The 13091-nt window shown below is 65.1% G+C and carries 10 protein-coding genes; 1 reads left to right on the plus strand and 9 read right to left on the minus strand.

Annotated features, from left to right (window positions below; all coding sequences use genetic code 11):
• Window positions 1-3: 3 nt before the first annotated feature.
• The 6 genes from HY896_09555 to HY896_09580 form a co-directional block, all read right to left on the minus strand.
• On the minus strand, window positions 4-915 hold the full coding sequence (locus HY896_09555) for a TonB family protein (protein ID MBI5576591.1): 912 nt from the start codon (window positions 913-915) through the stop codon (window positions 4-6).
• A complete protein-coding gene (locus HY896_09560; protein ID MBI5576592.1) occupies window positions 912-1196 on the minus strand; it encodes a hypothetical protein in 285 nt (94 codons plus the stop codon). Before HY896_09560 ends, HY896_09555 begins: the two co-directional genes overlap by 4 nt.
• Window positions 1157-2308, minus strand: coding sequence for a tetratricopeptide repeat protein (locus HY896_09565; GenBank protein MBI5576593.1), 1152 nt, complete (start codon window positions 2306-2308; stop codon window positions 1157-1159). The genes HY896_09560 and HY896_09565 overlap by 40 nt, the downstream gene beginning before the upstream one ends.
• Window positions 2305-6456 (minus strand): tetratricopeptide repeat protein, encoded by a 4152-nt coding sequence (locus tag HY896_09570; protein ID MBI5576594.1) that lies wholly within the window; start codon window positions 6454-6456, stop codon window positions 2305-2307. Before HY896_09570 ends, HY896_09565 begins: the two co-directional genes overlap by 4 nt.
• Before the next feature lie 150 nt (window positions 6457-6606).
• Window positions 6607-7116 carry a hypothetical protein gene (locus HY896_09575; GenBank protein MBI5576595.1) on the minus strand — a complete coding sequence of 170 codons (510 nt, stop codon included), beginning with the start codon at window positions 7114-7116 and terminating at the stop codon, window positions 6607-6609.
• A gap of 18 nt (window positions 7117-7134) precedes the next feature.
• The gene (locus HY896_09580) at window positions 7135-8607 is read right to left on the minus strand and encodes a hypothetical protein (GenBank protein ID MBI5576596.1); all 1473 of its coding nucleotides are present in this window, start codon (window positions 8605-8607) and stop codon (window positions 7135-7137) included.
• On the opposite strand from HY896_09580, the gene moaC reads away from it, so the two are divergent.
• On the plus strand, window positions 8562-9239 hold the full coding sequence (moaC, locus tag HY896_09585) for a cyclic pyranopterin monophosphate synthase MoaC (protein MBI5576597.1): 678 nt from the start codon (window positions 8562-8564) through the stop codon (window positions 9237-9239). The two genes, HY896_09580 and moaC, sit on opposite strands and share 46 nt — an antisense overlap.
• On the opposite strand, the gene HY896_09590 is transcribed toward moaC, so the two are convergent.
• The 3 genes from HY896_09590 to HY896_09600 are packed head-to-tail and all read right to left on the minus strand — an operon-like array spanning window position 9131 to window position 13091.
• Window positions 9131-11197 (minus strand): DUF3488 domain-containing protein, encoded by a 2067-nt coding sequence (locus tag HY896_09590; GenBank protein ID MBI5576598.1) that lies wholly within the window; start codon window positions 11195-11197, stop codon window positions 9131-9133. The genes moaC and HY896_09590 overlap by 109 nt on opposite strands.
• Window positions 11194-12096, minus strand: coding sequence for a DUF58 domain-containing protein (locus HY896_09595; protein MBI5576599.1), 903 nt, complete (start codon window positions 12094-12096; stop codon window positions 11194-11196). The genes HY896_09590 and HY896_09595 overlap by 4 nt, the downstream gene beginning before the upstream one ends.
• 47 nt (window positions 12097-12143) lie before the next feature.
• Window positions 12144-13091 (minus strand): MoxR family ATPase, encoded by a 948-nt coding sequence (locus HY896_09600; GenBank protein MBI5576600.1) that lies wholly within the window; start codon window positions 13089-13091, stop codon window positions 12144-12146.

Genomic DNA, 13091 nt, shown 5'->3' on the forward strand with positions numbered 1-13091 from the left:
CGCCTACATTTCCGGGTGGAAGACGAACGGGAAGACGACACGCACCGCCGTTCCGCGGGATTTGGGAAATTTCCAGTGCGCGATCTTTTTGACCACGGCGTCGTCCAGTGCCGGCCAGTTCACGCCGCTCTGGCGGATCTCAGGCGATTCCACCGATCCGTCCGGGCGGATGACGAACGACACGACGATCTTGCCGCTCAAGGAGGGATTTTTCAGCAATTCCCTGTTGTAGGCGTACCGGATGCCGCTTCGGTAGCTCGACACCCTGGAAGCGATGGCGCCGGTGGTCCGGTTTTCATCGTCGATCCCTCCGCTGATTTCGGCGTCCAGACCGGAATCGGTCCGGAAAACCTGCGAGGAAAGGACGCGCGAAGCCCTCGGCGCCGTGGCCACCTGCTTCCCGATTCCGGGAGCCCTGCCGACTTTCGCCGGGTCTTCTCCTCCCGATGCGGGATTGTACGGGACAGTCTGCGCACCCTTCGATGCGACGCGGATCTCGCGGGGGATCTTTATCCCGCTTAGCGGATCGGCCCCGGCGTCACCCCCTCTTTCCCTGGCGAGCATCCTGAGGATTCCCCGTTTGGCGACCTTCTCGCGGATCGCCTCACGCGAAGGAACGGGGCTCGGCGCGGGAGGCGCCCCTCCCGGGCCGACATGCGCAGCCGGGGGCGGGGGAGGCGCCTTTTCCACCGGCAGCATGGGTATCTTCGGAAGCTCCTGCGAAGGTATCTCGGCGATGTCCACCTGCAGGAAATCCTCGGGAGTCGCCGGCCGCGATTGCCAGTATGGACTGGTCAGGAGGCCCGCGATGTGAAGAGCGACGGACAACAGGAGCCCTATGCGGAAAAACCGCTGCTGCCTCGAATCCAACGAGCAGAAGAATCCGGCGGAATCAGGGCCGGGATCCCCGTTCATTCCGGAAAATCCTCCGTGCCGCGGCATTCCCGCAGGAGGTTTTCCTTGCCATCCCGCCGGTAGCGAACGGGAAGGAGGCGGAACCTGGCCTTTGGGAGGAAAAAGAGGACGCCGGGATGTTCTGCGCTTCCCGTTATCCTCACCTCTTCGAGACGGTGGATGTTCTTTCCGTCAGGCCTTCGCTGCGGTTTCGCGGCCTTCGGATTCTCTCCGAAAGCGAGTGAGACCGAGAGAAGGAGGATCACCGCCGCGGCTGCGATTTTTCCAGCCATTCGATCCACTTGCCGACCTCGTCCTTTCTCAGGCCCCCCAAAGTAACATATCGGCGATAACATTCCAGGGCTTCAGCCGTTCTCCCCTCGTAGATCTCGCGGAAAATGCCGAGGCCGATCCAGCCCTGCGGCATCTCCGGTTTCTCCTTCACGGCTTTTTCGAGGCTTTCGCGGGCCTCTTTCCATTTCCCCCGCTCCATGCGCACAAGCCCCGCGTTGGCGTGGATCTCCGGGAAGAAATCCGCGTCCTCCGGGTTCCGCGTGAGGATGATTTCCGCTCCGGGAAGGTTCCCCTTTCGGTATTCCATGAACGCTGCAAGGTTGGCCGCCTGCGCCGCCATTCGCCGCTGGGCGGCCGGGACGTTGTCCAACGGAGGAAGCCGGTCGGATTCCCTTTCCCATGCGAATCGGGATGCGGCGACGGGCAGCAGGCCGGCGGCTTCCGGGGACATTTCCGATGCGTAACTGCGGGCCGCCGTCACGTTTCCCTTACGGTAAGCGAGGACGGCCATGTTCCAGGGAAGGGAGGGAACGGCTGACTTTCTTGCCCGCATCGATAAAAGGAGCATGGCCGCACGGTCGGTGTCGCCAAGCTCCACCAGGGCGGCGGCCACGTTCGCCGCAAGCTCGGGAAGCATCCCGGGCGGGAGCCCCGCTCCGGCGGGCAGGACACGGTCGGCCAGCATGCGCGCGTTCCGCAGGTCCCCCCGCATTATGTAGATACCAAGGAGGTTCGCCGCGCCCGCCTCGTGCACCGGGGTGCGTTCCGCGAGCCTGCGATACCGGTCGGCCGCCGCCTCGATATCCCCTCCGAGGTGCAGCAGGACACCCTGGTGGAAGATAGCGTCCGCCTCCCAGGGGCTTCCTTCCAGCGCTATCCACAGCGGAAGCGCATCCTTCCCCGCGCCGCGCGAGATCGCCTCCTTCGTCCGTTCGATCGCCGACGCGTAGGCTTTGGCGTATTCCTGCCGTTTCTTCGCCTCGTCGGCAGGCGCCGCGGCGGATTCCTTCCTGACTTCGCTGGGAGGCGCCGGCAGCAGGACGCCTGTCCTGGGGGCGCATGCGCAGAGGAACAGGGCGGCCGCGATAGCCGTCGCCGGGGCAGCGAGGCGTAATATCACGGCGCGCTCCTCTCTATTATTCCGCGAAATACCGGGACGGCCAGGACGGGGAATGCGTACTCCCCCTTTTTTCCGTAGCGCGCGGGGCGGAGGGCTTTCAGCCGCTGCAGGCTTTTCTCCACCCATTCGGAACGGAAGTCGCCCGCGACGGCCTGCCGGAGGTTCCTCGCATACGCCTCCACCGCCTTTTCCTCGATCGGTGCGGCTTTTTCCTCGAGCAGGAAACCGTACTCATCACGCTCCGGATCGGACAATCCTTTAGGCGGAGGAGAAGACAGGATGGCGGAACGGAAATCCTCGAACGCCTCCCCGAGCCTGTGCAGCGATGCGGAAACGATCGTTGCGTCTCCCCATCGGATCGCCTCGACGTAAAGATTCGCAGAGACCTCAAGGGCGCCCTGTTTTGCGGGGAAAGACTTTTCGAAGGGCGGGGCGATCGATAGCTCCCGGTATTTCCGTAAACGGAATTCCGCGCGCTGGAACAGCGCGCTGCCCGCAAGCGCCGGAGCGGCCTCCGGCGCGGCATCATGCGCGGAGACCGCCTCCCCGTAATAACGATCGGATTCCTGCATCCTTCCTTCCGCCCGGGCGCTCTCCCCTGCGCGAAAAAGGCATTGCACACGAAGCGCCGGAGTTATCCCGGGCAGGCCGGCGGCCGCCGCAAGGTTTTTTCTCGCGCGCTGTTCATCCTTTCCCCGGGAGAACAGCCCGGCGGCCCGGAGCAGGTTCTCCGTGCGGTCCTCGAGCGATGCCCCGGCAACGGACGCGAGCCGTTCGTATCGGTCTCCCGCGGCCGGCATGTTCCCCGCCTTTTCAAAAATGCTCGCCAGCCTCCTCGTTGCATCGATGGAAAGGTCCGGGTCCGAATTCGACGATTCGACCGTAAGCAATGCCGCAACGGCCTCCGCGCTCTTTCCCGCCTGCGCATAGGCCGTTCCCGCCCGTAACCGGGCGACAGGCGCGATTTCCAGCGAGGGGAACTCCCGATCGACGGCCGAGAAAATCGCCGCCGCCTCCGCCGCCCGGGAGGAGGGGAGCTTTTCGGCACGCCGGAAGAGCGAGAAGCCAATCCACTTCGCGGCTTCCTTCGCCTCTTCCGGCGCAGGTCCCGCCGCAAGGAGGGCCCGGAACGCTTTCTCGGCTTCCGCGAAGTCCTCCTTTTCGAAGTACGCGTCGCCTGCGAGGCGGAGGGCGGCGCGGAGTTCGACCGGAGTGCGGGCGAGCACCGCAGCCCTGTCGGCGGCTTCGGCCGCAAGAACAGGCTGCCGGAGGTTTGCGTGCGCCCGTGCCCGGTCCATGCTTACAAGGTATATCCGCTCGCCTCGGGGAAAGGATCGTTCGTACTCCCGGCAGAGACGAATGACCTCTTCCCGGGAAGGCGCGTCGGCGGGGGATGAGACGTCCTTGGCGGACTGGACGGCCATATACCGTGAGGCTTCTCCTCTTGCACCGCGGGGACGGAGGGCGACCGCCTCGAAGGCCGCGGCAGCCTCGCGCTTACTTCCGTCCTCGAACAGCAGCCATGCCCGCTGGTAAGCGATCTCCTCCGCCTTCGGCGATGATGGATACAGCGAAAGGGATGCGTCGTAAAGCGACAGCACGGTGCGGCGGTCGCCCGGAGGCGACTGCCGGGATCGCGCGTGGAAATAAAAAGCCGCGGTGCGCAAGGCCTCCTCGGAAACGGCGTCCGCCCTGACCGCTTCTTCCCGGGTCCTTAAGGTATGCGCACGCCATGCGCTACCGGTACCGAAGAGCAGGTGGAACTTCGCCTTGCGCGCGTGACTTTCCTCTTCCCTGCCGGCCTTCAGGAGCGCATCCGCCGCGGTCATTTCCGCGGCGATCCTTTCCGCCGCCGTGGAGTATTTCCTCCCCAACCGGTCTGCTACCGATACCGCCTCCGCGTAATGATTCTGCGTCACCTGGAGATCCTGTATAAGGAGCAGGAGGGCGGGCGCGTATGCCGATCCCCCGCGCCGCTCGAGCAGCGCCTCCGCATCGACGTCCATCTTCCCTTCCACAAGAGAGCGTGCTGCCATCGCGAGCGCTTCGGCGGGGACTCCGCCGGTGCGCCGCGCGTCCGGCGATAACAGAATGGAGGAAAGGAACGGCTCGACCGCCTCCCGGGGGCGTCCCTGGAGAAATATGGACCAGCCCGCCTTGAAAAGGGCGGTTGACCTTATTTCGGGGGCGGCGGCGCCCGACACCCGACCGTAGGATTCTTCGGCGCCGGGAAAATCGTATTCATCGAACGCGTATTCTCCCAGCCTCAAGTTGATCTCGTCGGCGAACCGTGTGCCGGGGTTGCGCGCAAGCAGCGCCTTCATGGTCATCACTGCGTTGTCCGCCTCGCCGTTTTCCTGGAAGGAGAGCGCTAGCCCGTAGGCAGCCTGCTCCCAATAAGGGCTGTCCGGATACTCCTCGATCACCCTCCGGAAGAGGGATGCCGGAACGGAGTAGTCGGATTTCCCCCCGGGAACTTCCTCCTTCCCGAGGTACCGGGATTCCTCTTCCTCGTAGCGCAGCTCCGCAAGGGCGTACAGCGCTTCGTCGGCTACGGGGCCGCGGTCGCCCGGAGCGGGAAGTATCGCTTGCCAGTGCCCGATCGCTTCCGCGAGAAGGTCCTGCCTCCGGTCTTCCAGCCGCCATTCCGTCGCCGCCCGCGCTGCAAGGTACCGCGCATTGAACTCGCTCCGGCCGATCGCCGCAAGCAGCTCCCCTACCGCACCGGAAAGCTCGCGCCGGGCCGCCGCATGCGTTTCCGATTTTCGCCCGGCGAGCTTCAATGAATCGTCGTCGAGGCGCTTGCGGTACGCATCCAGCGTCGCCTCCCATACGGCAAGCTCCTCCCGCGCCGCTTTCAGGGACGGATCGGCTCCCTGCGCCTTCGAGGCCGTCATGGCCATGGCCTCTGCGGCGATTTCGGCCTTCTCGAGCTGGACCGAAAGGCGGGCCACGTATTCCGCCTTCCAACCGTTCCTGATCACCGCCTTGCGGATCGCCGCCATGCCCTCAAGGGCGTAAAGCGCGTCTTCGATCCCCGCGAGCCGCCGCCGGGCGTAGAGGAGCATCCTCCTGTCATCCGGGCGAAGGGCATGCGCGGAATCCCCGCTTTCCACCGCGTCAGCCGCGGTCCGGATGCGCGCGATGCGGTCGTGGATTTCCATGGATTTCGCGTCCACCTTCCCGATCAGCGCGGATCGTCGAGGATCCATCTTCGCTCCCCACGAGGGCAGCGAAAGGGAACGGGCGGATTCGCGGAGCCTCTCCCTCATGGCCCGGATCTCGCCGCCGCCGTCCTGCGCCGCCTTGACGATCTCTCCGGCGCGGCGAATCCCTCCTTCCACGGACCGCTTGCGCAAGACCGTTCCATCCTTCGCGGCGGCGATGCGGCGGGAAAGGTCCACGATTTCCGACTCGAGCTTGCGATGCCCTTCGTGGAGCGCGGATGCGGAGAGGAACCGCCCTCCCGCCGCAAGGAACCTTCCCGCGTCCTCGTCATACGGAAAGAGAGCGGACAAGGATTTCCAAAGGCGGTCCGCTCCATCCACGGTGCCGTCCCAAAAAGCTCTGCGTTCCGCCTCCGTTTTCCAGCGGGCCGAGGTAGAGAGCGCTTCCTTCGCCGCGGCGAGGGAGCCGTGATGGTCCTTCCGCGCTTGTAGCGCAAACGCCAGCGCTTCGAGCGTCGCCGCCCGTTCAGGGAACCTTTCCGCCGCCATGTTATCGACGGCGGCCTTCAGGTCCCTGGGGTCCGCCGTCGCAACCCCGGCGCGGGAGAGCGAAAGGGCATTTGCGGGGAACGACGGGAATCCGGGCTTCGCGAGCGGCCGGAAGGCGGCTGCGGCATCCGCGGCGTCTCCCGCAGCGAGGTATCCGGAAAGGAAAGCGGCCGCACCGGGGGAGAAGGCGGACACAGCCGATACACGGCGATAGTATTCGGCCGCCTTGTCGTATTCCTTTCGCCGCCGATGGATGTTTCCGGCTTCGAAGAATGCCTCCGAACGTGCCGGTTCCCTCGTCGCCTCAACCTCTTCCGCGAGAAGGAAGAGGGCAAGGTCGGAACGGCCCGCATCCGCAAGCCGGCGCATCAGAACCGGAAGCAGGGGGGAACCGGCCCGGGCTGCGGGAGGAAGCCCAAGGAAATTCCGCATCGCCTCCCTCGGCATCCCGCGTCCCAGAAATGCTTCGGGGGAGAGAGCCACGGGCGAAGAAGGGGGGCCTGCCCAAGCCGCGCCGCACCACAGGAATAACGAGGCGACGATAGCGAGGCTTGGGATTATCGGACGTTCCCCCGGCAAGCGCTACTTTTCCCGGACCGGGGCGAGGACCGGCTCGGATTTCCCGGGAATCGGGGATACGTTCAGTTTAAGCACGAAGGTTTCGCCTTTTTTAAGGATTGCCTGGAAGTCGGCCGACGGCGCGACGGTCCAGGATGGATGCACGATCTCGAACCGGGCGGAATACGTACCGGGGAGGAGCGGGGCCTGGAAGCCAAGCGGAGCGCCACCCGAGAACGCGTCCCTTTCGGACTTCGTCCAATCCCGTTCATTTTCCGTTTTCCCGCCGATCGACAGGCGTCCGGAAAACGGCGCGGGGAACCCGGCCCCGCCGACTATTTCCACGCGGATCGCGGTGGCCTTGGGCGCAGCGGCCAGGTCCTGGATGCGGTCGAGCTCCGAAGACATCGCGTCCATTTCCTTGATGATCGACGAGAGGTCCTTTTCTATCGCTTCCAGGGAATCTCCTTCGGCAAGCAGGATTGCGGGATGGAGCAACAGGAGCAGGAGAACGGCGGTTCCGAATCGGTTCATGGCCATTCCTCGCACTAATTAATGTTTCAGTTCCCGGATCGTTCCCGCCGGGAGAGCCACCTGGACCAGTTCCACGCTTTTCACGGCGGGAGACACGACGATCGGACCGAAGACGCGGACGCATTTGCGGGAAGGGGAACCCGCGAACATCACGACGGTCAGGTAGGCGCGGCACGGTTTTTTCCCCCGATAGTACTCGACGGAAAAGGTGTAATAACCCGTCGCGATCCTGTCGATGGTGAATACTTCCGGTCCGAACCCTGCGCGGTTGTCCAGCAGCAGCTTTCCTTCGGGGATCGCCCTTGCGTGCTCGAGGACGCTGGGGGCGTCGTACCAGGTGTGGCGCCCGCGGTCGTCGGTTATATGGAGATCGAGATCCACGTCGTCCTCGTCCCAATGCAGGATCGCCATAAGCGGGCGCTCGGCGATCCCTCTTGCGGTTACCCTGCGCTCCTCGCTCACGCCGGTCCTGCCTTCACGGTCTTCGGCTTCCACCGTGAAGACGTCCTCATCGGTTATCATCGCCGCCGGCTGCTCGAATGTTCCGTCCCGGCGAAAACGGATCCGTATCGGGGTATCGTTCTGTATCAGGTACGCCGCCTGCAGCGGGGTCCGGCTTTCGATCCTGCCGTGCACGTTTATGACGGGGGAGCGGGATACGTCCACCACGGCGTTCCTCGGCGGTGAACCGAGCTCGATGGAAGGCTTCGGCGGCGCGTAAAGAACGGTGCGGGAAGCGTGCAGGGCGCGGCCGTAAGGGTCCAGTCCCGTGACCACGATCCGGTTTTCGCCGGGACGGAGCGATATGGGCACTTCGAATTTCCCCCCGTACACGGCGGCGGTCTTCGTTTCCTGGCCGATCGAAATGGAAACCGTGCGCACGTCGCCTTCCACGGAACCCGAGAGGACATGGCGCGCCTGCTCGGTCTTCTCCACGGCCGGCTCGAGGATGCGCAGTTTCCCCTCGGGAGGAAGCTCCTCCCGCTCGTCCGCCGCGATCTCGCGGTCCATGAGCCACGGACCGCCCTGTACGCCCTTCATGGTGACCTTTTGCGCTGCGGCGAAACCGTCCCAGCGGGGGCGCTCGAAGAGTCCTTCGTCCGCGATTCCCGGCACGATCAGTATCCTGTCCTGCCGTATGCCGGATTCGCGCAGCCTCTCCGCAACGGCGTGGGAAAGTTCAAGCGCGAAATCGGCGTTTTCCTCCTTCCGTCCGATCGGGTCGATGGAAACCTGCACGATCAGGAAAATTCGACGGTCCTTTTTCATACGTTCGCGAAAATATGAAACATCGCGAAGCTGGGCGGGAGACCATTTCGACGGGAGTAGTTCATTGAGCGGGAAGGCCGTCTCAAATAGAATGTGGGGAGTGATTTCCGGTCCGAGGACGCCGGGATAAATCGCCGTGCGTTCCCCGGCCGGGACGGCGCCGGGGGCGAACAGGCATGCCGCGCAAGCCAGAAACACAAGGATGGCGGCGCGAAGGATCATGGTTCTCCTGTCCCGAGGGGTCCGCTCCGATAGACATCATAGAATACCGGGGGCGTTTTACAACCCAAGGAAGGCGGAAAAACGTGAGGAATACCGGAAAGGCGAGCATGGCCGACGTTTCGGGAAAGCCCGCCACCGCGCGGGAGGCGATTTCGGAGGGATGGGTGCTGCTGTCGGGCAGGGCTTGGGAAATGATCGGGAAAGGGGAGATCCCCAAGGGGGACGTCCTTGCCGTTGCGCGTGTCGCGGGGATCATGGCGGCGAAGTCGACCCCGCGGATCCTCCCGCTTTGCCATCCCCTGCCGCTTTCTTCCGTGAGGGTGGACTTCTCGCTTCCGGAACCGGGGAAGGTCCGGATAGAGGCGGGAGTCAAGACGGTCGCATCCACGGGTGTGGAAATGGAGGCCCTGACAGCCGTGGCGGCCGCGGCGCTGTGCATCTACGACATGGCGAAGCCGATCGACAAGTCGATAGAGATAGGAGGGATACGGCTCCTGCGGAAGACGGGCGGGAAAAGCGGAGACTACGCCGCCCCGCCGCGGCTTATCCCGCGCGCGAGGAGGACAGCGACACGGACGGCCTCGCGGGCATCGTCGGGCGAAAGGGGGACCGCGCCGAAGCGGTCGCGATGATACAGCGACAGAAACCGTGAGGCGTCGCCTGCCAGGGCCGGACGCGCCCGCACGGCCCGGCGGAGCATCTCTTCCAGCGTAGTACCCGGCGCTCCGCGGCATCCGGCGGCGGCAAGACGCGCGAGAAGCCGCGCATACGGCCTCGGGAGAGGCGTCGTTCCGTCGCCGCGCAGCCTCGCAATGGATCCTTCCGGGCCGCCGAATCGCCTTATGACGATCCACGCTGCAATGGCCATTGCGAGGAACACAGCGACGACTGCCGCGGCGTGCCGCCGGAATTCCTTCATCGGCCCGAACGCTCCGGACAAGCCCGTCCCTGCCCTGCGGAACACGCCCCATCCTTTCGCAACCCCCTGGGCCTGCATCTTCAGGGAGTAGTTGACCACGTACTTGTCCCACCGCTGGCGCGCCCAGTCGAGATAAATCGCCGCCGTCCCCGTCCTGGCGAAGAACGGCGATTGCTCGCCGAGCGGCGGCGTGGCGTCCAGGGTCACCCACTTTCCATCTATCCACGCTTCGGTCCACGCGTGCGCGTCGGATTGCCGGACGATGAGATATTTCCCCGGGTCGCTCCATTCCCCGCCGAGGTAGCCGGCGGCGATCCGCGAAGGGATCCCGGCCGCCCTGAGAATGAGCGTGAGCGCAGTCGCGTAGTGCTCGCAGAACCCGGCGTTCTTCACGAAGAGGAAGTCCCGGACCGAGGAAGCCGGATCGGTTACGGTGTAGCGGAAGCCGGTTCCGAAATGCCGCACGGCAAGCTCCGCCCGCTCCGCGTCCGTTCTTCCTCCCGCGACGATCCGCACGGAAAGTTCCCTTATATCGTCCAGGCCGGGCGGCAGTTCGAGATATTTGCGCATCGTTTCCGTGTCCATGCCGCCGGACTGCGCCGTTTCAGGCGAATACATCACGCGGTATCGAAGTGCGGGATGGGCGGACCACCCGATGGAATAGCTTCCATCCCCCTCCATCCAGAGGTCTCCCAGGTTCCCTTCGAAGTAGACGGGGGTTCCGTAAACGAAAATCGCCGGGTTCTCCATCGCTTCGAGGAAGATTTCCGCTTCCGAAAGGCGGACGCGGGGGGGGGGAGGGGATGCGCTGTAATAGAAGCCGACTCTCTGGATCCGCTGGGGGGACCGCTTGCCGCGCATCCACGTCTTGCCGTCGAACTGCGAATAAGTCGCTCCGCGCAGGTAAAGGCCGGCGGTCGATGCCGCGCCTGCCGATCCGGGGAATTCGATCCGTGCGGCGACGCGCCTGTCGGCCTTCACGCCGGTCACGCCCCGGAGGGTGATCGTGTCCGGGAAGCCGGTGATGCCTTCCGTGCGACGGAAGCTGCGCAGCACCTGCCCGAGGCCGATACGCGGCGTCACGAAGAAGAGGATCGCCGTGAACAGCGCTCCGCCGACAGCCGCAAGGAGCAGGATTTTCGCGGCGAACGCGGGCCGGACGATATGGTAGGCCGCATCGCCGTCCCCTCTTTCCCCTTCCGCCTGGAGAGCCCACATCGCCCCGGCGCAAAGGCCGAGGTATCCGAATGCGAAGGCTGCAAACTGGATTTCAGTGGTGGAAGCCGCCGATGCGAGGAATTCGAGGAAGGAGATCGCGGAAAGCTGCCACCCGTCGCGGACCCCCTTGGGTAGAAGGAACTTTACCGCCTGGATTCCGAGGATGAGCACGGAGATCGAGAAGAGAAGGTCCCTGCTTCCGAAAAGGAAATCGGCCGCCGCCGCCGCCATGGCGGCGAACAGGAGGGGCGTTGAAGCGCGAAGCCAGAGTTTCCTTTCCGCCCCTTTCCGGTCGAGATGCACTCCGGCGAGTAGGGCGGCGGCGGATGCCGCCAGCGCCGCGCGGGAAACTTCCGTGAGGAATGCCAGAGGGAGGAGCCCCCACGCCCACTGGGCGCGCAGGATCCACCAGAGAGGTCCCGTGGCTGCTGCGGACGGGCGATCGCCGCTCATGCCGCGTCTCCGCCGCCGGCGGTGCCGTCCGGGCGGACGAGGGCGAGGACCGTAAGAGCGTCGGTTCTCCGGCAGCCTCCGGAGGCATCCACGCGGAGGCGGCCGCCCGCGAAGATGCGATAGGGGCGCCCCTCCCGCTCGCATCGCAGGACCGCCGCGCAGGTCCTGGAAACGGCCCGCTCCAGTTCCTGCGGGGTGCAAGGGACAGGTATGCGCAGGTCGGCGACCCGCGCCGCTTCCTTTTCCCGTTCCTTGACCATCAATCTCCCCGCCTTGGCGGATGCCTTCCAATGGATGTCGCCCACGGGATCGGCGGGCAGATGACGCCGGGCGCCCCGGATCCCGTCCCCCCGCCTGCCGGAGGGGGCTGCGCTTCCCGATGCTTCCCGGGCTTGCCTTTTTTCCACATGTTCCAGGGCTTCGTCCGGTTCGGGGTAGGCGACAAGCGCGGCTCCGGGATCCACGTCCCTTGCCTTCTCGAAAAGGGCGAACGGAAATTTCGTGGAAATGGAGCACGACGGAACGGCTATCGGTCCTCGGCGCTCCGGGCGGAAAGCGACGACGCGGGTCGCCGTCCCTCCCGCGGGGATTTCCGGAAATCGAACCGCCGATGCATTACCGCCGAGCGGAAGGGACACCTTCAGCGAGATGGACGGGAAACGTTTTCCCGCCGCGGAGCAGGTGACGGCGAGGAGGCTTTCCCGCGACGCGAACGCTTCGTTGGCGTGGCGGACCCGCACGTCCGTCCTCCGTATGCACCACTCCGAAAGGAAACCCGATACGAGGATGAGGCTCAAGTTCATGCTGAGGGCGACGTAGAGGAGGTTGTTGCCGGTGTTGATAGCCGCCGCCCCGACGCCGAGGGTGATCAGCAGGAACCATTTTCCCTCGGGAGTCACGCGGAGCCTTCGCGGCGGCCGGAGGCGCCGCCGGAGGTCGGAAAGTCTCATAACGGCGCCGGTACGGCCTCCAGGATCTCCGCGAGGACCGCCGCCGCGGCGTCGGCGGCCGAATCGGCTCCCGGGGACCCTTTCAGGAAGATGCGGTGGCAAAGGACCGCAGGCGCAATCCTCCGGACGTCGTCGGGAATCACGAAGTCCCGTCCGGAAAGCAGCGCCATCGCCTGGGAGATGCTCTTAAGTCCTATAGCCCCCCTGGGGGACGCGCCGAGGCGGACGGCGGGATGGGTGCGCGTGGCTTCGACGATCCGGAGGATGTAGGAAATGACCGGCTCGCGGACCGCTACCCGCGCGAGCGCACGGCGGCACTCACGCGCCTGCTCCGGTGTCAGGACGGGGGGGATCCCGTCGCGGGTGGTGAACAGGTTGTTTTCCCGGATCAGGCGCAGCTCCGATTCCCGGTCCGGGTAGGAGAGCCGAAGTCGCAGGTTGAACCGGTCGAGCTGCGACTCGGGGAGGGGATAGGTCCCGTGCTGGTCGAAGGGATTCTGCGTCGCGATCACCAGGAAAGGGTCGGGCAGCGGATAAGTCCTGTCGTCCACCGTCACCTGCCGTTCGCTCATCCCCTCGAGAAGGGCGCTCTGCGCCCTCGGGTTGCTCCGGTTGATCTCGTCCGCGAGGACGATGTTCGCGAAAAGGGGGCCTGGGGCGAAGGTGAAGCTTCGCTTGTCCGCGTCGAAAACGTGGACCCCCACGACGTCCTGCGGCAGAAGGTCGCTCGTGAACTGGACGCGGCGGAACGTGCCCGCGATGCTTGCGGCGACTGCGCGGGCGAGCGTAGTCTTGCCCGTCCCCGGGATGTCTTCCAGCAGGATGTGCCCTCCGGCGAGGAAAGAAGAGAGGGCAAGCTCCACCGCTTCCCGTTTCCCGAGGAGCACCGACTCGACGTTATCGCGGAGACTGCGGATAAGCGTTCTGGCTTCTTCGAAGTCCAT

Source organism: Deltaproteobacteria bacterium, from assembly GCA_016218975.1.
Lineage (GTDB): Bacteria > Desulfobacterota > Deferrimicrobia > Deferrimicrobiales > Deferrimicrobiaceae > JAENIX01.